The sequence below is a fragment of the Polyangiaceae bacterium genome (genome assembly GCA_020633205.1).
Taxonomy (GTDB): Bacteria; Myxococcota_A; Polyangia; order Polyangiales; family Polyangiaceae; genus JAHBVY01.
The window spans coordinates 480,405-501,815 of record JACKEB010000010.1 but is presented as its reverse complement, the minus strand read 5'-3'; the positions used below and the strand labels follow the sequence as shown (position 1 = coordinate 501,815).

The following is a 21,411-nucleotide window of genomic DNA, read 5'->3' as shown; positions in this document are numbered from 1 at the left end:
CCCCCGGGCGGGGAAATTGCCTCGGGATTTGGGGATGCTCAGCTTAGGCTTACGTAACCTGGACTGAACCCATGGCGCCCCCTGCCGTCTAGGGTGCTGTGAGCCCACCAACCCACTTGCTCCCTCCCACGTTCGTGAAGTTCCTCCGCCTGTTTGCGCCGCTGTTGATGATCCTGAGCCTGAGTATCTCAGCGCTCGCCGACTCGGATATCGACCGCCTCGCCGAGCGGCTGCACAACGGAAGCGACTTCCGCGTACGAGTACAAGCTGCCCTTGAGCTCGGCAAGACCAAGAACACCGAGGCCCGTCCGCATTTGGAAGAGGCGTTGGACGATGGCAACGCTGCGGTACGAGCGGCGGCAGCGGCGGCGCTGAAGGTGCTCGGCGATGCTGACGCAATTCCCGCGCTGACCAAGCATCAAAAGGACAAGTCGGCCGCTGTCCGAAGCGCCATCAAGGCTGCCATCGACGCACTCCGGGACGCGAAGAAGAGCCGCGCCAACAAGCCACGCGTGATGGTCAGCATCGGGAAGATGACCAACGGCAGTTCCACACGGTCCCGATCGGTCATGAAGCAGCTTGACCTTGCGAGCCGGGAGAAATTCGCCGCCCTTCCCGGAGTGTTGATCGAGGAAGACGGCAGCAAGCAATCATCGAAGCTGCCTCAAGTCCTCGTCAGTGGACGGCTCGCGACGATGAAGAAGCACAACGAGGGCTCTCAAGTCGTGGTGACCGTGAAGGTCGAATACATCATGCACACGATGCCCGGTCGCTCGATCCGGGGGAAGATCTCCGGCAGCGCCACCGCGCGCGTCGCCGCCAGCGAAGTCAAAAACAAGCGGGCGATGTCGCGCTTCCGGCGTGAGGTCCTGATGGCCGCGGTGGAAAGCGCGATGCGACGTGCGCCAGAGGCGTTGGATGCAGCTGCGAACGACTAGCCTCACACTCCGGGTTCCAGGGTTGGAGCGGAAAGCTTGAGCCGCTAGAAGAGTTCGTGCGCCAAGTTCTGTTCGTTTCCAAGCCCATTGCCCCGCCGTTCCATGACGGCACCAAGTGTCTCGTGCGGGACCTGTCCGGCGAGCTTCAGGCCTTCAAACCCTTGGTGATGGGGCAACCCGGAGTGTACGAGCGTGCGGGCGTGGTGACGGTTCCCGTGTATCGAGGCGCTGGCGGGTTTTCGCCTCCGTTCGCAGACAACGCGCGTGCAGCTGTCCACCTGCTTAGGAGCAGTGCTGCCGACGTTTGGCACTTCGTTTTTGCCCCAAACGCGCTCAGCAGCGGTGTGGGTAGAGTTGCCCGACGCGTGCGGGGGATCCCGACGGTCCAGACCGTGGCATCACCGCCCCAACGCTTTCGCGGGGCGTCCGAGTGGCTGTTCGGCGACATTGTCGTGGCCCAGTCCACGTGGACCGCGAAGCGCCTGATGGCAGAAGCCAGGGCGCCTAGGGTGGAGGTCGTGCCTCCCTGCGTTGGGGCGATCGCCCAGGTGTCCCGCGAGGCTCAAGCCGAGATGCGTTTGGAGTTGGACGTACCCGCGAGCGCCCCGCTTTTCGTCTACCCGGGCGACTGGGAGACCAGCAGCGGCGCAGAGGTGGTGGCGGAGGCTGCTCAAGAATTGACCCGGAGTGTTCCAGACGCGTTCGTTGTGTTCGCTTGCCGCCAGAAGTCAGCGGCGGCCAAACACATCGAACTTGCGATGAAACGCCGCCTCCAAACACTCCGGGTGCGTTTTGCTGGCGAGCTGAAGTCGATTTTGCCGCTGATCGCGACGAGCAGTGCGGTGCTGTTCCCAGTGGACGACTTGAGGGGGAAGGTGGACTTGCCCATCGTCCTGCTGGAGGCGATGGCGCTTGGAGTTCCGATTGTCGTTGCTTCCGGCGGTCCCCTCGATGACCTGGAGAGCGTCTGTCAGGTACCGCCTCGTGATCCCCATGCGTTGGTGCAGGCGTGTGTTGGCCTTACGAACAACCCGGAGTGTCGAATCGAGTTGATCGAGAAGGCGAAGGGCGAAGTCCGAGAGCGATTTTCGGCCCGCCGGGTGGCTCAGCAGTATGAGCTTCTGTACGAGCGCGCGCTGCGCTTGACGGCCTGAACCTGCGGAATAGGGTCGGAATGATGAGTGACGAGGGTGCCCCGGAGAGCTTGCAGAGCGCGCCTGTGTCGATCCCCGACTCCGGCGAAGCCATCGAGAGCTTCCGCGGCTCGTTCACCTCATTCGACTCAGAAGCCGAAGCACAATCGCTGATCGGGTCGATCGTCGCCGAGCGCTATCGGATCATGAAGCTGCTCGGCGAAGGCGGTATGGGCGCGGTGTACCTCGCGGAACACGTGCACATGAAGAAGCCGTTTGCGGTGAAGGTGTTGCACCGCGAACTGACGGTCATCTCAGAGGTCGTTGCTCGCTTCGAGCGAGAGGCAGTCGCAGCGGGCCTCATCGATCATCCGAACGTTGCCAAGGCAACCGACTTCGGGCGACTCGTCGACGGCAGCTTCTTTCTCGTGCTTGAGTACGTCGAGGGCCAAAGTCTCTCGAGGGCTCTCGAGCTTCAGCGCCCGTTTCCTCAAGAGCGCGCGTTGGTGATAGCGCGGCAAATCGTCGACGCGCTCGCCGCCGCGCATTCCGCGGGGATCGTTCATCGCGATCTAAAGCCCGACAATGTGATGCTCATCGACCGCGGTACGGGCATCGAGCACGTGAAGGTGCTCGATTTCGGCATCGCCAAGCTAGACACGGGCAAGGGGGGCCCCGCGCTTACTCAGCTCGGAACGGTGTTTGGTACGCCGCAGTACATGGCACCCGAGCAGGCTGCTGGGCAGACGGTGGACCGCCGCGCGGATCTCTACACCGTCGGCATGATGCTCTACGAAATGTTGAGCGGCACGCTGCCATTCGATGGTGACGAGATTGGCGCCATCCTGGCCAAGCAGATCACTGTCGTCCCCGATCCGTTGCCGGCGCACATCGACCCCCAGCTCCGCGCGCTGGTCGCGCGCCAGCTGGAGAAGAATGCTGATGATCGCTTGCAGAGCGCAGAGGATTTCCTCGCGGAACTAGACTCCATTCTGGGGCGCCTGATGCAGGACCCTTCATCAATCCTGCACGCCAGCGTGCCGCCGATGTCCGCGTCTTTCTCGCTCATTCCTCCGTCGAGCGTCGCCGCGCAGACCTCCGCCCAGACCGTACTGAACCATCCAGTCGGCCGCCCCATGAGCCTCGTGGATCGGGTGCGGGGAATGCCCGGGGTACGAGTCCCCTTCGTCGTACTTGGGGTTGGGGGGTTAGGGTTACTCTTTCTCGGAGCCTTCCTCGCGAGCATCATCTTCATCGCCGCCCGGCCCTCCTCGGGCCGTTCTGCCGCTGGCAACCCAGAAGGTGACATCGACGGGGGCACCGCGACGGCGACCGCCAAGGTGGATCCCGACGTCAGGGCGTTGCTCGCTAGCGCTTCCACCGGCGACATCAACGCCATCAAGAAGCTCGAGCAGCGTCCCGCCGACGATCGCTCCGCGCAGGAGTGGTTGGCGCTAGGCCAAGGCTACACCGCGAACAACCGCGCGAAGGAAGGCCTGGAGGCGTACGACCGGGCCCTGAAGCTCGACAGCAAGCTCGCGAAGAATCGCTCGATCATCGGCCACGTACGAGCCGGTGCCAACCATGCGGAAACGGGCAACCTCGCCATATCCATCGCTGAGCGTCACCTCGGGAGCGTTGGGGCGGACATGCTCTACGACATCTGGGTCGCGACGAAAGCCAAGAACGAGCAGACGACGCTAGCCAAATCGCTGCTCGAGAGCCCGGAGATGAAGGCAAAATTCTCACCAGCGCTGCGCGTCGCAATGTCGTTGCGCGACGCGCGGGCGTGCAACGACTACAAGAAGCTACTGCCTGAGGCCACGCTACACGGCGATACGCGCTCGACCCGCGTGCTGCAGAAGCTGGCAGTGAAGAAGGGCTGCGGCTTCCTGAAGCTTGGAGATTGTTACCCTTGCTTGCGTTCCGGGAACGACCTGTCCGATGCCCTGCAGTCCGTACAGAAGCGCCCTGAGCCGCGCTTCTGAACCTCCCCCCAAAAAAAAGAGAACGCGCGGTACGGCTACTGCGTGAGCTGGGGCACCAAGTTGCTGCGTCCCGTGAGCGCTCCACGGAGCCTTGCGTAGTCTTCGGAGAGATAGAAGGTGATCAGTGCGGCGATGCGCACTGCGAGGTCCTGATACGCCATGCTGCCGTCCTCTGTCCGCCTGCCTAGAACGTCCGCAAGACCATGTTGTTCAACGCTGTTTAATTCTGCGCGGAAATCAGGGCGAACGAGAAACATCGCCCTTAGAGCCGCTCGAAGGTCACCGGCAAGCACCAATCCCGCGCGGTCGGCAGTCAGCTGCATGACGCGATGCGCGGCAATGAGTGCCTCATTGGGGGCGGTGATGACCGACGTGTCCACCTCTGGTTCGGGCGCGGGAGGCTTGCCAGTGATGTAGGACGTTCGCAGTCGATCCACCGCCCGGGCACCACTGATGACCTTTTGCACATCCTCCATTTGGAAGCGCCTCGCTAGCTGTCCGATGCGACCGGCGACACCTATGCCGCGCAGAAATGGCAAGACGCCGAGCGCCAGGTCCAGACTCTGCTTGCCAGCGTCCAGTGCACCGGCCCAGAGTTCGCTGGAGGTGACCCGGGTATGCTCGTAGCGGAGGTGAGCGACTTCGGCTCCCAGCGCAAAGCGAAGCTCTAGGGGCGAGAGGCGGAACGCTGGATCGGTTTCGAGATGCCTTCCTCCGACCAGCACGAACGAGGGACTGCCTTCGTAGGCTCGGGTTCCGATGCTCTTCTTGCCCCGTGAGATGTAGCCTTCTACCCCAGCGATCCCGAGCGCAGTCGACGCTGCTTGAAGCGCGCGCGAGGCGTCGGTTTCCTTGCTGCTAATGCGTTCGCAGTAGTCACGCAGCACGCCAAGATCCGGAACCTCGACCTGCGCAAGCAAGGATTGGAGACGGCTGACAAGCGCGGATCCCGTGCGGGCGAGCGGGTGAGGGAGTACGCCCTCGACCAGGTGTCTCGGAAGCGCGAGGACCTCGACTGTTTCCGTGCGGTCCCCCGGCGCGAGGCCTCCGGGGCCCAAGCACTCGAGCGCGTCGTTCGAACGTGCCGCGAGAGACGCGCCGGCGCTTGCGGAAAGCGCCCGCAAACGGGCGGGAACCAACGGTTGCAGGCGGGCAAGCTCCGCGATCGCTTCCGCCGCCTCCGGCGTATTTTCGCGGGCCCTCGCGAGCAGCTCATACAGCCGAATGTGGACCGTCTGACCTCCTGCTCCACGGGTGAGATCGGCATCTGGCGCGGGGAGCAGGTCGTCAAGCTCCTCGCTCGGCAGGCGCTCGAGGCGCGCACTGAGGAGCGCTTCGGCCTCCCGCCCCTCGCCAGCGTCTAGCAAGTGCTGAGCGAGCTCGACGTCAGCTAGCGCTGGTTGGTCCTGGTCGTCACGAGCCTTGTGGGCCTTGAGCACGCTCCGATGTACCTCCCGGTGCAGCGCGAGCGCCCACGGAGCGAGTCGATCTTGCGACCGATCGAGCTGAGCGAGAAGCGCTCGAGCGCTCTCCACGTTGAACTCCCAACCTCGCCAAATCCTCGCGGCAACTTCGAACTCAGCGGGCGCCGCGGTGAGGCTGGTTGCCAGGTCTTGGACCTCGAACGGTCGATCTCGCGCGAGTTCGAGAAACCCCAGGGCTACGCTCGCCTCGAGCCTGTTGGTGTGTGTGCCCTCTTTTTTGAGGTGACGGAGCAGTCGCTCGCTGCGAGGCGCACTCGAGCGATTCGAGAGCTCCCATTCAGCTTGAGCGACGCGGAGGATGCGTTGATCTCCGATGGTTTGGAATGCGCGCTCCAGGGCTGCGTAGTGGCGCTTGTGTGAGTTGGCGATCTTCCACTCGTTGTGCGCCGACCGGAGCGTTAGCTCGCGGCCTTTCTCCAGGATCTCCAGCCGACCACGCTCGACGTTCTCAAGCTTGATGTCGCCAACGCTCGAAATCGCGATCAACGCGGCACGTTGATCCGTGAGCAGGAAGTGGGCAGTGCCTTCGGCATCTTCGAGCACGGGGGAGCGAATCGCGATGTTCGTTGCCGTGGGGAGCCACGCAAGGAGGAGTTCCTGTGGTTCGAGGCGACTCTGGAGCGCGAGGCGCTCCTCCTCGTTCACGCTAGGAACCAGCTCCCCCGCGGTGAAGTCGAGCTGGGCTGGTGGCGCGTCGTTGGCATCGCGGGTCAGGCGGGCGAGTCTTATCTGCTCGCGGGCTTCCGCACCTCGCCCCGCTGGGATCCGGAACGCCAGGCCGCCGAGGTCGAGGTAATCGGCGACGCGACCCACGCGGTAGCTGAGCGCGCTACGAGCGAGAACGTCGAGGTAGCGACCGTCCTTGCGCGAGCTGGCGGCCACAAGCCAGAGACCTTTGGTGGTCCTGCACAGGACCACGCGCTTCGCCGACTGGTTTGGTGCGAGCTTGCCCTTGAGTTCGACGCGGGCGAGGGGACGTCCGAGCTCCTGCTCATCCAGGTAGGCTGCGACGACATCCGCCATCCCTCCACCTTAGCGAAAACCGACCCGGAGTGTAAAAAGGACTCTAAGTTCGGTAGGTTGCGAACCCGGCGAGATCGACCCGGAGTGCATCAAGGGGCCAGATATCCAGGGCTTGCGCCATTGACGGACGATGTAGGAGCGGGTAGGAGCCGCCCTCCGCCCCGGCGGTCCTACCAAGAAGAGAGACTCCTATGACCCGTGCGCTGACCTGGATGATCCCGTTGTTGTTGCTCTCCGTTGGGTGCTCAGAGAGCGACTCGCCTGGCGGTGGTTCTGGAGCAACCGGAGGCGTCGGCGCGAGCGGGGGAAGCGCAGGGAGCGGTGGTGCTGGAGCCGGTGGAAGCGGAGGGTCGGCCGCCGGAAGCGGCGGGACCGGCGCTGCTGGTGTAGGCGGAAGTTCCGGCTCAACTACCGGTGGAAGCGCTGGCGCGTCCACGGGCGGAATGGCAGGCGCAGCCGCGGGAGGGACTTCTGGTGCGGCCGCGGGTGGAACCTCTGGCGCGGCTTCCGGCGGAAGCTCCGGTGCGGCTACGGGTGGAACCTCGGGCGCCACTACTGGCGGAGCTGGCGGAACGTCCGCCGGAGGAACGGGTGGCTTCGATCCTGGGACGCGGCCGAAGGGCCAGTGCACGAACGACGCGGACTGTCCCGGCAACATTTGCAGCCACACGGTGCCCGGCGGGCAGTGTCAGGGCGGTGGCTGTCCACCCGGTTCGGTGAACGAGCCAGGCATCGGTTGCATCATCGAGTGTTCAACCACGGACGATTGTCCGTGGGGGATGGAGTGCGCGACCGGCACCGGTCGCTGCCTGATCATGGCCTGTTCTGGTGGCATGTGCCCCCTCCCGATGTTCACCTGTGGTGCCACCAACCGTTGCGCGCGCCAGGACTGCACCATGCAGAGTGATTGTCCGGCCAACACGACTTGTACCGGCGGACACTGCATCGAGGACTGGGCTCTCTAGCGCGCATCCCCACTCCCTCGCGATCAACGACGCGCGAGGAACGACCCGGAGTGCATTGGGAACGACCCGGAGTGTGCGCCGCGGTGTGGCTGTGGGCGGCGGCCGGCGGCGTGTGCCAACCGAAAAACCACCCGGAGTGTGCGGTCGGTACTCGGGCCCGGTGGATCGAGCGCCAAATCTCCGCATAGATCGCCCGCTGCGAATGGACCCGGAGTGTAGTGCTTGGGGGCGGCGCGGCGTGCTAGAGAAGCCGGCCCATGTCTCAGACAGCCAGCGACATCCGAAGCGCGTTTTTGGACTTCTTCGCCGCACGGGAGCATCGCGTGGTCGAGAGCGGCCCTCTCGTGCCGCCGAACGACCCGTCCTTGATGTTCGCCAACGCGGGCATGGTGCAGTTCAAGGACCTCTTCACTGGCAAAGAGACGCGCGACTACGCCCGCGCTACGACCGCGCAGAAGTGCATCCGCATCAGCGGCAAGCACAACGACCTGGAGGCTGTGGGCCCATCGCCGCGGCACCACACGTTCTTCGAGATGCTCGGGAACTTCAGCTTTGGCGACTACTTCAAGGAAGAAGCCATCGTGTACGCCTGGGACTTCCTCACGGGGACTCTCGGGCTGCCGAAGGATCGCCTCGTCTGCACCTACTTTGGTGGTGAAGACGGGATCCCTGCGGATACGGAAGCGCGCGACCTTTGGAAGAAACTCACCGGCTTCGGTGACGACCGCATCATCGGACTGGGTAAAGCAGACAACTTCTGGCAGGCGGGAGACACCGGGCCCTGCGGTCCGTCGAGCGAGATTCACATCTACCAAGGTGGCAGCGGAGACATCGACTTCGGCAGCTTCGGCGACGAGCAAACTCCCGAAGGCGTCGGCTGGATGGAGCTGTGGAACCTCGTGTTCATGCAGTACGATCGCACCTCCAAAGACGCTGATTTGCAGCCTCTTCCGAAGCCAAGCATCGACACTGGTGCGGGTCTCGAGCGTCTCGCCTGCGTGATCCAGGGCAAGACGAACAACTACGACATCGATCTGCTGCGTGAGCTGGTGGAGTGCGCAGCGGAGATCTCTAGCAAGCCCTACGGCCACACCATGGCGCCGGATGACGTCAGCATGCGGGTCATCGCGGATCATTCCCGCTTGACGGCGTTCCTCATTTCCGAAGGGATCCTTCCTGATCGTGACGGGCGCCCATACGTGTTGCGACGCGTGATGCGGCGCGCGATTCGTCACGGTCATCGTCTCGGGATCGAGCAGCCGTTCCTGCACAAGGTAGCCCTCAAAGTCGCCGAACTGATGGGGGAGCAGTACCCGCAACTCAACGAACGGCGTGACTTGATCGCGAGCGTTGCCGAGCAAGAAGAGGTGCGCTTCCGTCGCACCATTCAGCGTGGCTTGGGTCTCTTGGACGAACGCTTCTCCGCGATGGATGACGCCCAGCAGAAGACACTCGCTGGAGACGATGCCTTCAAGCTCTACGACACCTTCGGTTTCCCTCTGGATTTGACCGAGGTGATCTGCGCAGAGCGCGGCTACGAGGTCGACAAGGACGGCTATGAGACGGCCCTGCAGAAAGCCAAAGAGCAGAGCCAGTGGGCCGGCCAAGAAAAGGCCATCACCGACGTCTACCGAGACGCGACCGCCAAGTTGCCTGAAGGCGGCGTGCGCTTCATCGGCTACGAGCGCAGCGAAGAGCGCTCCAAGCTGCTGGCGATCCTCAAGGATGGCGCGCTGTTCGATCAGCTGGACGGCAGCGCGCTCGAGGGTGTGGAGCTCGTCTTCGCAAGCACACCCTTCTATGCGGAGAGCGGCGGTCAGGCGGGAGACAGCGGAGTCATCGTCGCCGACGGCATGCGTTTCGAGGTTCACGACACACAGCGTCCGATGACCGGCCTGGTTGTTCACAAGGGTACCCTCGAGCAGGGTGCGCTTGCGGTCGGCTCAGAGTTCGAGCTGAAGGTTGATAGCGCCAAGCGAGATGCCACGCGGAAAAATCACTCCGCGACCCACCTCTTGCATCTCGCTCTGCGCCGGGTGCTCGGGGAGCATGCGCAGCAGAAGGGTTCACTAGTTGGCCCGGATCGACTGCGCTTCGATTTCACTCACGGCGAACCCCTCACGCTGGAACAGATCCGCGAGATCGAAGACATCGTGAACGAGCGCGTACAGTGGAGCGCCCCGATTCAGACCGAAGTGCTCAGCATGGAGCAGGCGAAGGAGCGCGGCGCCATGATGATCTTCGAGGAGAAGTACGGGGACACCGTGCGCTTGCTCAGCATTGCTGACAGCCTCGAACTCTGTGGCGGCACTCACGCGAAGAACACCGGCGACATCGGGCTCTTCAAGATCCTCAGCGAGTCGGGTGTCGCCGCGGGCGTTCGACGTATCGAAGCCGCGACCGGCATGAACGCGGTCGCTCACGTGCGTGCCCTAGAGGATCAGCTCAGCCGTGCGGCGAAGGTCGCGAAGAGCGGTGGCGGCGATCTCGCTGAGAAGATCGAGCGCATCTTGGCTCACGACAAGCAGCTCGAGAAGAAGATCGAGGAGCTGCAACGCAAGCTGATGGAGGGCGGCGGCTCGGGCGGGATGGATGCCCTGTTGGCCAGCGCGCGCGACGTCGGGGGCGCCAAGGTGCTCAGCGTTCAGACGGAGATCACCGATCGCGGTGCGCTCCGCGAGCTCGCAGAGAAGCTGCGTGACCGCTTGGGCGACAGCGTGGTGCTCGTGGGCAGCGCGGCTGAAGGCAAGGCGCAGCTCGTGCTCACCGTGTCCAAGAGCCTCACATCACGTTTCCAGGCGGGAAATCTGATCAAGAGCGTCGCCGAGAAGGTCGGTGGTTCTGGAGGCGGACGTCCCGATATGGCTCAGGCTGGGGGAACCGACGTCACCCAGCTCGGCGCCGCGATCGAGAGCCTCTACAGCGTGGTCGAGCAAACCACCGCGCCCTGACCGTCGGCGGCTGACCTAGCGCTGGGGGAGACCGTCTTCCAGCGTGCCAAACCCCCAAAAGACGGGCTCTGGGACGAGACGCACGCCCCAGAAGGCTTCGACCGTCTCGCGTACTCGCCAGGCAAACCGCACGACTTCGGCGGCGCTCGCGTCAGCATGCGCGACGATGGCCAGCGTATGCTTGGTGGAGAGACCCACGTTGCCCTCGCGCGTACCTTTTGCGAGCCCTGCGCGTTCGATCAACCATCCGGCGGAGAGCTTGCTCATGCCATTCCCCTGAGGAAACGATGGCGGCTTCCCGTATCCGAGTGTTGCGGCCCTGTCTGCTATGCTGAGTGCGAGCTCGTCAGCAACGATGGGGTTCGTGAAGAACGAGCCGCAGCTCCGCCCGTTGGGGTCTTTCGTGTCGAGCACCATGCTCTTTCCGCGGCGCAGCTCGATCACCAGTTGTCGCACGGAAGCAAGGGTGAGCTCAGGCAGCTTGTCCGCAGCGCGCTGGAGCTCGCCATAGCTCAGCTTGGGGGCTCCGCCGCGCACCAGCTCGAAAGCGACACGGGTGACGACCCAACGCCCCGCCTCGCGGTGCTTGAAGCGACTGGATCTGTAGGCAAACTCGCACGCGCTTGCCGGGATCTGCTCGAAGCGGCTGCTTTGCAAATCGAACGCCTCAACCCACTTGATGGTGTCCGCCACCTCCTGACCATACGCGCCGACGTTCTGGATCGGAGTGGCTCCCACGGAGCCCGGGATGCCGCTCAAACACTCCACTCCCGATAGATCTCGCGCGCAGGCCGCCGCCACAAAGTCATCCCAAACTTCGCCTGCTCCCACGATGACTGTTTCCGTAGGGGACTGGAGGTTTGGGGGGGAGGAGCCAAAGGTCAAACCTTGGATCCGCATCTCGACCACGCAGCCGTTGATCTGGTCGTCTGCGACGACCAAGTTGCTGCCTCCGCCGAGCACCAACACCGGAAGACCTGCGCGCTGTGCTTCCGCCACCGCTAGCTCGAGCTCGTGATCGCTGGACACGCGGACCGAGCGCAGTGGCCGGCCGCCGACGCCGAGCGTGGTGCTGCGTGCAAGGGTTTCAGTCACCTGCCGCTCGTAACATGAGGTGTCAGCGTCGGGGCCGCGTCTTCCGCGACTTCGGTGGTTCGATGCCTGACGAGCAGGCACGGATGCCCGGCTTGCCGCGCTTGCGCGGGATCGGGGGCTGCATGAACTCGATCACTGGGACGCGAACCTCGCCGGCTTTCCGCTCACGGCCAGCCTTGCGAACCAGGCGCCAGGCGGCACTGCCGAGTGCGAGCGGCGCGTCGGCGTAGCGACTCAACACTGCCGCGACCGTGTGGGCTCGCTCGTAGCTCGGGGCGCTCTGGTCGAGCAGGATGATCTGCTTCCCGCGGAGCCGGCAGAGCGCACCGGAGACCGGCCCGCTGTTCTGGAACCGCTCGCTGCGAACCTCCAGGCCGAGAGACCGGGCGACGCCCACCAGCTCCTGAAAGAGCACTTCGTGCTCGTCAGGTTCAGGCGTCGACGCAGCGCTCACGCCTCGAGTTTAGCATCGACCCGAACACTCCGGGTCGTTCCTCGAGGCGCCAACGCATCCCAACGCCTCGCCGCTAAGTATCTAAAAACATTGAACCCATTGCACTCCGGGTCGTTTTTGGAGCGCGATGGGCACGCTTTGTGAGCGCAGCGGGCGGGTGGCTGTGCTAGCTCGCTCCACAGAAGGACTCTGTCGTCCACTCGGGCTGCAACTCGAGGGAGCGCCTCCCGCGCCTCCTACGCTGCGCCGCCACGACTCGGAGCATGAAACAAATCGCTCCCGACAAGGCCCTCTACGGGAATTTTCACACCTCTGCTTCTGCGCTCTCGCGTCCTCGCTCCCATGCTTGAGTCACTGCCACCCGTCTGGCTTCGCCCGCTCACGGCGAACCCTACGGAAACGTCCCGCGGCGTTCAGCCCGCGCGACTCGTGGCGTGGCAGGCGGCGGCCGATGACGGAGGGGCAGAGCAAGCAGTCGTCGAACTCATCAATTCAGCGTTAGCCTGGATTGGAAGTCCCGAGTCGCGAGCGTCACATGCGCCGCGCTCGGACTCACGCTCAACAGTCGCCAGTCAGTCACCCTCTCCCCGGCTTCGTCCGGGCTCTGAGCCGCTGTGGTCTCCTCCAGGAGTCCCGGTGTCAGCATTCGGAGCCCCCGAAGACTATGCGGGCGAAGGCCTGGGTTGGCGACTTCAGGCCACGCAGTTGATGTTCGCAATAGGTGAGAAGTCCCGGATCCACACGGAGACCCATGAGTCTCGATTCGGCTGCGCTGGAACGGCGCGGCGGAGGAATGCATCCGATGACTTTCACAGAAGCCGCGGCCCAAGTGCTGCGCCTAGTTGGTAAGCCGCTCCACTACAAAGAGATCACGGACGTCGCGATCGAGAAGAACCTGTTGAGCCACGTGGGCAAGAGCCCCGAGGTGACGATGGGGGCGCGGCTCGCTGCCGTCGTCAAAAAAGAAGACGAGACCACCCCGCTCGTGCGCGTGAAGCCTGGCGTGTTCGCCCTGCGCGATTGGGATCAAGCCACCATCGATCGTGGCCTGGCGGATCGCACGCCGGCCCTCGAGTACCTCTCCAAGCGCGAGACGAACGGCGAAGCGGACGACTCTGAGACCGTCCTCGCGTCGAGCCCGGTGGCGGTGTCCGATGAGGACGCGCCGAGGGACGCTGCGGAGTTGCAGCGCGCCGAGATGGCAGCCCACGCACGAGAGTTCTTCGACGTCGAAGAGGACGATGACGAACCGATTCTTGGCTCCGAGGAGGAGGCAGAAGAGGCACCCGAGTCCGACGAAGATCCGCGCGGAGGCCGCGGGCGCCGCCGGCGCCGCCGCCGCAACGGCAAGGGGAACGAGTCCAGTGGCGGGGACGATCTCCCGAGCTACACCGTTTCGGACGCGCCGCTGGATCTCGATCTCGGCATCGAGGACGAGGAAGAGCCTCGGGAGCCACGCTCACGCGAGCGCGGTGACCGGGATCGTGAACGCGGTGACCGGGATCGCGGTGACCGGGATCGCAGTGACCGGGATCGCAGTGACCGGGATCGCAATGACCGCGACCGCGGTGATCGGGATCGCAATGACCGCGATCGCGGCGATCGCGATCGGGATCGCGGTGACCGCGACCGCGACCGCAGTGAGCGTGACCGGGATCGCGGGGATCGCGACCGAGATCGGGATCGGGACCGCGGAGACCGCGGCAGAGACAAGCGTCGCAGTGACGACGAAGGCGACGTGATCGAGGTGCTCGCCTCGATCATCACCAACATCGATCGCCGAGGCGGCTTCGTCGCGATCAAGCAGATCGCGGACACTGCCTCGCGGAAGCACAATCTAGCTCAGGACGTCGGCCAGGCCATGGGCCTGGTCAACGCGATGTTGCGCGCTGACAACCTCAAGCGCGCCGCCCGCGGCGAGCGTCAGCGTTTCCGCTTCTCTTCAGGGCGCGTAGCGTGCACGGACGGGAGCCTGGACGGTGACCTGCGGCGCCTGGAAGAGGAGATCCAGGGCAAGGTCTTGCGCTACCAGGAGCAGGTCCGCCGTCAGCTGCTGCGCCGCTTCCAGGACCTCCCGCAGCGTGCGCTGGGCGATCTCATCGCCCTGCTGTTCGAGCGCCTTGGCTACACCAATATCAGCCACGTGCGGCGTCCTGGCGGAAACGAAATTCACCTCTCGGCGAAGGCGCCTGACTTCGCTGGCGGGGTGCAAACGGCAATCGTCGTGCGCAAGGACGGCAAGGAAGTCGGCCGCGAGCGCGTCACCGAGTTGCGCGGTTCGCTGCACCACTACGGCCCCGCCCATGCAGGCTTCATGCTTACCACTGGGCAGGTGCTGAGCGGCGCGCGCGAAGAGGCACAGGTTAGCGGGGCAGCGCCGGTGATGCTGCTCGATGGCTTTGGCCTCGCAGCGCTGTGCGAGCAGCACGGGATCGGCGTGCAACACACCCGCATCACGTTGCCTGTCGTGGACCTTGAGCTCTTTGACGCCTTGAAGGGCAACTGAGAGGTGAGGGCGGTGAAGCGACTGTCAACGCACGTCTTGCCGCGCGGATCCTGGATTGGGATCTGTGCGTCGATGCTCGCGGTTGCTTGCGGTGGCCCACCGCCCTCCCAGTTCCCCACGGCGGACGCCGCGCTCGAGCGCATGCGCGCGACCCAGAGCTGCAGCCTCGGGGTGCGCGCCGACGCGAAGATCGACTACTTTGGCGACGAAGGTCGAGTGCGCACGAGCGCGCTGTTCTTCGCTGTACGCCCAGAGAGCCTGCGCTTCGACGTGCTGGCTCCAAGCAACCTCGGGATGGCGCTGATTCTCACGTCAGACGGTGAGCGCTTCGCGCTCGCCGACAAGCTGAACGGCATCTTCCTCAATGGTCCGGCGCGGACGTGCAACGTCGAGCGCTTCACCCAGGTGCCGGTGCCACCTCACGCGCTCGTGACCATGATGGGGGGCGAAGCTCCCGTGTTGGTTCATGAGCCTGCTCAGGCGAGCATCGAGTGGGACGGCGCCTTCCTGGGTGGCGGCGCCTACGAGATCAGCATTCGCTCGAAGCACGAGGCGACGCAGATCATCCGCCTCGAGCCCTACGAAGCGGACTGGGAGAAGCCGTGGAAGGAGCAGCGTTTGCGGGTCGTGGAGGTGAAGGTCCAGCAGCGCGACTACGTGCTCTACGAAGCCATCCTCAAAGACTACGAGCCCGCTCACACCGCGAAGCCATTCGTTGATCCGGACGGGCTTAGCGCCGACATCCCTCCGAGTGGTCCCAAGTGCGACGCGGAGCTTCCGCGGAGCGTACGCATCGAAGTCCCCGAGCAGGACAAGGACCTGACGATGCGCATCAAGTCGATCGAGCACAATCCGCCACTGATCGCTGGCACCTTCATCCAGGCGCCCTCAGGCGGCATGAAAGTCCAGCAGTCTTACTGCGAAGACAAGTGAAGCTCCTTCTGTGTTTTTTTCGGGGGAGAGCGCACCGCTTGGCGCCGCGCCCGGGGCCGTCAGCCGTTCAAGCTCTGACGGAGCTGACCGGGACAATCGCTGATTAGCGCGTCGACTCCCAAGGCATCGAGGCGTCGCGCGTCTTCGCTGTCATTCACGGTCCACACGTTGACCAAGCTACCCTGGGCGTGCAACGCGCTCACGAGTTCGGCATCTGTGACTTTTCCCTGGGGATGCACGGCGTTCAGCTTGAGCGCGGATCGAGCGGCGCGTTGCTTGACCGCCCGCAGCATGCGTGCCTGCCCCTGGTGGACGAGCCACGCACCCGGGACGTCGGGGACCAGGCGCCGAAGCATCGCAACCAGCAGCGGGTTGAAGCTCGAGAACAGCACGAACTCGCCTGGCGACTGCAGATCCTTCACCAGCGCGGCACAGCCCTGCACCAGGCGTAGGTGCTGGATGGCCTGGGCGCGGAGGTCCGGACTCAGATCGCTCTTCAGCTCAACGTTCACCCGCAGCGAGTGCTCCTGGCAGAAGCTCAACACCCGTCGCAGATTGGGGACTCGCTCACCGTCTCCGACGTCAATCGCATCGAGCTCAGCCCGAGTCAGCTGATCCACGCGTCGCACGTCACGACCTTGGGACACTCGCTCGAGGGTGGCGTCGTGGACGACCACCACGTTGCCGTCGCCGCTGAGCCGCACGTCGAGCTCGATGCCGTCTGCGCCTTCGTCCCGCGCGAGCTCGAACGCCGCGAGGGTGTTCTCCGGCGCGGCATGCCGGGCACCGCGGTGCCCCAAGATGAACGGCGGGCAACCGATGGTGCGGCGCCAGCTCGCATAGACGTCTGCCGGACTCACTGAAGCTCCTCCGCGATCTCGCGAGCGACTTCACGCGCCCTTTCTAGCTCGTTCGACGCAAACGCGATCCCGCCGACGACGGGATGTCCTCCCCCCCCGAACCTCGCGCAGATCTTGGAGATGTCCGTGTCGAGGCTACGTCCGGACCAGGGGTTGTAGCCGACGGAGATCTTCACGCCCGTCTTCAGCAGGCCCACGACCACTGAGTACGTCGAGTCCGGATACAGCGCGTAGGTCACGAACTTGCCGATCACCTCGAGGGGCTTGTCGGTCAAGTCCACCAGGACCACGCGCCCCCGCCGCTCTGCGCGGTGCTTCACCCGCGCTTGAAAATCTTGTTGCCGTGAGGCAATAGGAGCGTGCAGACGTTGGATGTCTGCGCTCTTGGCGACGTCGACCAGCTCTTCGTTGAGCAGCCTCGGGACCAAGCGCTTCAGCATGCGGTCGTCACCGTAGTGCTCCACCACGCTCACCAGCTGCATCACCGGGCTGCCCCGGTCGACCGCCTGCTCTGCGGACTCGAAGCTCGCCGTATCCACGCGATCCGCCCAATCGATGAGCGGCCGCAGGTGAGTCAGATCGAGACCGAAGCGATCGCTCGCTGTGTCCGCGATCAAGCGCGAACACGAACCAGCTCCGGGGTCGTAGAACATCCGCTCCGCCTCGTCCACGGCCCGACGCTCGTAGTCTTGCCGTGCGGCAGCAGACTCGAAGGCGGTGGGGTGGTGGTCAAAGAACCAGGTCAGGTGCGAGGACGCGCTGTAGCGGTAGTCGAGGATCGCGCTGATATCGGCCCCACCGAGGGCCGAGTCGGGCCGCCGCTGACCATGGCCATAGCCGCACGCCAGGTAGTTGAAGCGCAGCGCCCCACCCTCGATGGAGCTCAGCAAGTGGGTGAAGAGCGCCGCGCTCGCCAAGCCGTCGAAGCAGTGGCCATGGGTCGCGACGAGGACCTTGGGGGAGGGGGCAACCACTCGGCCCCTGTAGCACGATGTCCCACATTGGGGCACCCGACCTAGACTCGCATCCGCAGGCTCCGTCCGCTGACTCAAAACACTCCAGGTCTCGTCTGAACAGGGGACACAATCCCCTTTTGCTCTTGTAAGCTCGCGTACGTTCTCGGTTTCTAAAGCCCCATGTGGATTCGGTTGCGTCGACAGCGCCGCGTCCACGCTTCGGGGGGAGGCAATGGACCATGCGTCGGACAACGAAATTCTTGGTGGCAGCGGTTGCGGTTTCTCTGATTCAGGTTGGATGTCGCAAGAAGGAAGAGGAACAGGAGCCTCAGTCGGCCTACCAGCAGCAGCAGCCTTACGGGCAGCAGCCGTACGGTCAGCAGCCCACTGCGCAACCAAGCGCGACCGCGGCGCCGCCAGCCAACCCGCTCGGCGCCATCTTCAGTGATCCGAACGCGCTGCAAGGGATCTTGTCGGGCGCTCTCGCCGGTGGTCAGGCCACGCTCGGCGCTGTCACCGGTGGTGAGCTCGGCCCAGTGCAGAGTGGCATTCAGATGAACGCCGGCACCTCCGCGAAGGGCGCGCGCGCCGACGGAGAGCTGATGAGCGCCAAGCTCCAGCAAGATGGACACGCCCAGGCGACATTCACGCTGATGCCAGGCAAGTGCTACACCTTCATCGGCTTTGGTGGCCTCGGTGTCTTCGAGTTCCAGATCAACATCACAACCGCGCCACCCTTGCCTCCACAGGTGCTGGCTCAGAGCGCACCTGGCGCTGGCAACCAGCCCGTCGTCGGCCCCAACGAGCAGTGTCTGCGTAGCCCGAGCCCAATCGCGATGCCGGTCACTGTCGATATGCACGTGGTGAAGGGCCAGGGCATGGTGGGCGCGCAGGCCTACTCCAAGTGAGCGAATACATGCACGAGCACTCAAAGTCTCCGTCTCCGAACAGTCGGTTCCGTGGGGCAAAGCAGCTGCTGAGCGTCGGCGCTTGGCTAGGCATCGGCGCGTTGGTCGTCGTGGGCTGTCGCAAGAAGGAGGAGGTGGAGTATCCACCGCCGAATCCCAGCGCGAGCGCCACGGCGACGCAGACGGCGACCGCGCCGCCTACCAACACCGTGCCCACCGCCAGCGCGACTCCGAGCGCCGCTCCAACCGCGCCTCCGCAGCCGGTGGCGCTCGATCCGTTGACCCTCGAGGACCTCGGCAAGGCGATCAAGAAGCGTGTGACCAAGCAGGCGCCTTACCCGATGAAGGCGGTGGATCAGCCGTTTGGCGCCGTGCTGGCTGAGGGGCAAACCTATGAGGTTCCGCTGATGGTCGCGGGGGGCAAGTGCTACTCGGTGATCGCCCAAGGCGGGCCGGGCATCACCGAGCTCGACATCGAGATCAAGCTCGAGCCGATCCCGAATCTCCCGCTGCCCATCAATCCCACCTTCGCGGTGGACAGCACCGGCGGTCCAGAAGCCGCCATCACCCCCTGCGTGAAGAACGTGCTGCCAAGCGGGATCCCCGGCAAGGTGATCCTCAAGGCAACGCGGGGCGCGGGCCCCGTCGCGGCCCAAGTGTTCATGAAGTAGGCGCTGCCCCCTTACGGCGCGCACAAAACAAGCAACCGCCCGCTGCTCTCACCGACAGCGGGCGGTGACGCGTCGCCTGCCTGCATCGCCTTCTCGCATCCTCGAGGGCGCCTCCCTGCCTCCCCGCCTGCGCGACCTCGAGGATCCGCCTGAGCGCCTCTGGCTGCGCGGCGAATTGCCGAGTGGTCCCATGGTTGCTGTCGTCGGTACCCGAAAGCCAACGGCGCAGGGTAGGGAGTTCGCAGAACGCTTGGTGCGTGATCTAGCGCGGCGTGGAGTGACCATCTTGAGTGGTGGCGCCGTCGGCATCGATCAAACGGCGCACGAGGCGACTCTGGAGGCATCTGGACAGACGCTGGTGGTCGCGCCTGGTAGCTTCGAGCGCCCGTACCCTGACGAGCACGCAGCGCTGTTCAAGCGGGTGCTGGGTCATGGCGGTGGGTACCTGAGCGTGGTTCCGGACGGCAATGTTGCTGAGCCGTGGGGCTTCTTTCGGCGCAATTCGGTGATGGCGGCGCTCGCGCATGTCGTCGTGGCCATCGAGTCGACGGTGCGCAGCGGCACGCGCAACACCACGTCTCGTGCCCGCAAGCTGGGGCGCCCGGTGTTTTGGCCTCCCGCGTCGCCTTGGGACAAGAAGCGCAGTGGCTTCGCGGCAGAGTATCGCTTGGGTGGGGTCACGCCGCTGTTCGATGCGCGGGATGTGCTGGGGTGCTTGGCGGCGCAGCGGCTCTACGGCTTGCCCGGCGCCGCCGCTGCGCAGCTCGACTTCGAGAGTCTTTGGGAGTTCGAAGTGGCCGACGCCGCACCCTCACCCCCGAAAATTGGGGAGCCTGCTGAGGACTCGTCCAAGGCGTTTGAGTCTGCCGGTTGGTTTGGGGGGGAGGCGCCCTTCGAGTCCAGCGTGCGGCCGCTCACTCGGGACGTCTCTCGGCAAAACCCGTCGCAGCTACTCGGGGCCTTGGAAGGGGGGCCCCGGAGCGGCAGCGAGCTGGCGGAGGCGCTGGAATGGTCACGGAGCGTCGTCGAGCGCGCGTTGGTGCAACTCATGCTGGAAGGGCGCATCGAGCGTGACCGCCGGGGTCGCTTTCGGCTGGCTTGATGGTGATCGAGCGCAGCGACTTGCGACGCCTCGCTCCGGGTGCGATAGCCAGCCGGAAACATGTCAGACGTCACGATCATCGGCGCTGGATTGGCTGGTTCTGAGGCCGCACTGCAGCTCGCCCGGCGCGGCTTTGGGGTGCGCTTGCTCGAGCAAAAGCCGGAGAAGCGCACTCCGGCGCAGAGCAGCGACTCACTTTGCGAGCTGGTGTGCTCGAACTCGTTTCGCGGCGCGCACCTGACGAACGCCGTCGGGCTGCTCAAGGAGGAGATGCGCCGCCTCGGCTCCGAGGTGATGCAAGCCGCCGAGCTCTCGAAGGTGCCAGCTGGCGGCGCGCTAGCCGTCGATCGGGAAAAATTCTCTGCAGAAATGACCAGGCGTCTGCAGGCAGAGCCCAAGATCGAGATCGTGCACGGCGAGGTCGGAGGGCTGCCGGAAGAGCGGCCGCTGATCATCGCCACAGGGCCGCTGACGAGCGATGCCCTGGCGGGCTCGCTCGAGGCGCTGCTCGGCGAAGGGAGCCTGGCCTACTACGACGCCATCGCCCCGATCATCAGCGCTGACACCATCGACTGGGATAAGGTATTCATCGCGTCGCGCTGGGACAAGGGCGATACGGAGGCTGACCAGAAGGCGTACGTCAACTGCCCCTTCAACAAGGAACAGTACGAGAGCTTCGTGGCTGAGATTGTTGCCGCGCGGAAAGTTGAGCCGAAGCAATTCGAGAAGGTGCGCTACTTCGAGGGCTGCCTGCCCATCGAGGTGATGGCGGAGCGCGGCATCAAGACGCTGGCGTTTGGTCCAATGAAGCCCGCTGGCCTCACGGATCCGCGGACTGGGCGCTGGCCCTATGCCGTGGTGCAGCTACGTAAAGAAGACGAAGCGGGCTCCGCCTACAACCTGGTCGGCTTTCAGTCGCGCATGGCGTGGCCTGAGCAACAGCGCGTGTTTCGCATGATCCCCGGACTCGAGCAAGCTGAGTTTCAGCGCTTCGGCGCGGTGCATCGCAATACCTTCATCTGCGCGCCGCGTTTCCTCGATGAAACGATGCAACTGAACGGTCACCCCGGGATCTACTTCGCCGGTCAAATCAGCGGCACCGAGGGCTATGTGGAGAGTGCCGCGGGCGGCTGGCTCGCAGCACACTTCATCGCTGAGCGCCTGCAAGGACGTGAGCCGACGCTACCTCCGGAGACCACAGCCCACGCCGGGCTGTTGACGCAGCTCAGTCGTAATCCTGAAGACTATCAGCCGTCGAACATCACCTTCAGCCACTTCGCTGCGTTCGAGGGGCGAGACGCCAAGGGCAAGCGCTTGAAGAAGCGCGACCGCTACCAAGCCATGGCCGATCGAGCCCTCGACGACTTGCAAGCTTTCGTGAAGGCCCACGCGACGCCTTACGCGGACTCCGCTTCGGCATCGGGCTCGACCAGCGCCGAGTGAG

General features: G+C 64.6%; 16 protein-coding genes. 11 read left to right on the top strand and 5 right to left on the bottom strand.

Translation table 11 applies throughout. The features are described from left to right. Nucleotides 1-134 precede the first annotated feature (134 nt). The 3 genes from H6718_02075 to H6718_02065 are packed head-to-tail and all read left to right on the top strand — an operon-like array spanning nt 135 to nt 4,059. Nucleotides 135-938: a HEAT repeat domain-containing protein gene (locus H6718_02075; protein MCB9584150.1), complete on the top strand. Its 804-nt coding sequence runs from the start codon at nt 135-137 to the stop codon at nt 936-938. A 56-nt stretch (nt 939-994) separates the two neighbouring features. Next, entirely contained in the window at nt 995-2,092 is a 1,098-nt protein-coding gene (locus H6718_02070) for a glycosyltransferase family 4 protein (GenBank protein MCB9584149.1), read from the top strand. Nucleotides 2,093-2,115: 23 nt separating this feature from the next. Continuing rightward, nucleotides 2,116-4,059, top strand: coding sequence for a serine/threonine protein kinase (locus H6718_02065; GenBank protein ID MCB9584148.1), 1,944 nt, complete (start codon nt 2,116-2,118; stop codon nt 4,057-4,059). A gap of 35 nt (nt 4,060-4,094) precedes the next feature. On the opposite strand, the gene H6718_02060 is transcribed toward H6718_02065, so the two are convergent. Further along, nucleotides 4,095-6,566, bottom strand: a complete 2,472-nt coding sequence (locus H6718_02060; GenBank protein ID MCB9584147.1) for a hypothetical protein — start codon at nt 6,564-6,566, stop codon at nt 4,095-4,097. Nucleotides 6,567-6,757: 191 nt separating this feature from the next. On the opposite strand from H6718_02060, the gene H6718_02055 reads away from it, so the two are divergent. Together H6718_02055 and alaS are read left to right on the top strand one after the other, a co-directional pair. Then, on the top strand, nt 6,758-7,531 hold the full coding sequence (locus H6718_02055; protein ID MCB9584146.1) for a hypothetical protein: 774 nt from the start codon (nt 6,758-6,760) through the stop codon (nt 7,529-7,531). A gap of 257 nt (nt 7,532-7,788) precedes the next feature. Then, nucleotides 7,789-10,482, top strand: coding sequence for an alanine--tRNA ligase (alaS, locus tag H6718_02050; protein ID MCB9584145.1), 2,694 nt, complete (start codon nt 7,789-7,791; stop codon nt 10,480-10,482). 15 nt (nt 10,483-10,497) lie between these two features. Here the strand turns inward: alaS and H6718_02045 are convergent, their stop codons facing one another. Together H6718_02045 and H6718_02040 are read right to left on the bottom strand one after the other, a co-directional pair. Next, entirely contained in the window at nt 10,498-11,658 is a 1,161-nt protein-coding gene (locus tag H6718_02045; GenBank protein MCB9584144.1) for a UDP-N-acetylmuramate dehydrogenase, read from the bottom strand. Further along, nucleotides 11,600-12,031, bottom strand: coding sequence for a hypothetical protein (locus H6718_02040; protein ID MCB9584143.1), 432 nt, complete (start codon nt 12,029-12,031; stop codon nt 11,600-11,602). Before H6718_02040 ends, H6718_02045 begins: the two co-directional genes overlap by 59 nt. 802 nt (nt 12,032-12,833) lie before the next feature. Here H6718_02040 and H6718_02035 point away from each other — a divergent pair. After that, nucleotides 12,834-14,537: a restriction endonuclease gene (locus tag H6718_02035; GenBank protein MCB9584142.1), complete on the top strand. Its 1,704-nt coding sequence runs from the start codon at nt 12,834-12,836 to the stop codon at nt 14,535-14,537. A 12-nt stretch (nt 14,538-14,549) separates the two neighbouring features. Continuing rightward, nucleotides 14,550-15,470, top strand: coding sequence for a hypothetical protein (locus H6718_02030; GenBank protein MCB9584141.1), 921 nt, complete (start codon nt 14,550-14,552; stop codon nt 15,468-15,470). Nucleotides 15,471-15,529: 59 nt separating this feature from the next. Here the strand turns inward: H6718_02030 and H6718_02025 are convergent, their stop codons facing one another. Both H6718_02025 and H6718_02020 read right to left on the bottom strand, forming a co-directional pair. Next, on the bottom strand, nt 15,530-16,330 hold the full coding sequence (locus H6718_02025; protein ID MCB9584140.1) for a glycerophosphodiester phosphodiesterase: 801 nt from the start codon (nt 16,328-16,330) through the stop codon (nt 15,530-15,532). Beyond that, complete coding sequence (locus tag H6718_02020) at nt 16,327-17,304, bottom strand: hypothetical protein (protein MCB9584139.1); 978 nt, start codon at nt 17,302-17,304, stop codon at nt 16,327-16,329. Before H6718_02020 ends, H6718_02025 begins: the two co-directional genes overlap by 4 nt. A gap of 221 nt (nt 17,305-17,525) precedes the next feature. Between H6718_02020 and H6718_02015 the strand changes: the two genes are divergently transcribed. The 4 genes from H6718_02015 to trmFO all read left to right on the top strand — a co-directional run bounded on the left by H6718_02015 (nt 17,526) and on the right by trmFO (nt 21,410). After that, on the top strand, nt 17,526-18,194 hold the full coding sequence (locus H6718_02015; protein ID MCB9584138.1) for a hypothetical protein: 669 nt from the start codon (nt 17,526-17,528) through the stop codon (nt 18,192-18,194). Nucleotides 18,195-18,202: 8 nt separating this feature from the next. Continuing rightward, the gene (locus tag H6718_02010; protein MCB9584137.1) at nt 18,203-18,865 is read left to right on the top strand and encodes a hypothetical protein; all 663 of its coding nucleotides are present in this window, start codon (nt 18,203-18,205) and stop codon (nt 18,863-18,865) included. Between the two features lie 64 nt (nt 18,866-18,929). Continuing rightward, nucleotides 18,930-19,967 (top strand): DNA-processing protein DprA, encoded by a 1,038-nt coding sequence (locus tag H6718_02005; protein ID MCB9584136.1) that lies wholly within the window; start codon nt 18,930-18,932, stop codon nt 19,965-19,967. 60 nt (nt 19,968-20,027) lie between these two features. Next, nucleotides 20,028-21,410: a methylenetetrahydrofolate--tRNA-(uracil(54)-C(5))-methyltransferase (FADH(2)-oxidizing) TrmFO gene (trmFO, locus tag H6718_02000; GenBank protein MCB9584135.1), complete on the top strand. Its 1,383-nt coding sequence runs from the start codon at nt 20,028-20,030 to the stop codon at nt 21,408-21,410. Nucleotide 21,411 lies beyond the last annotated feature (1 nt).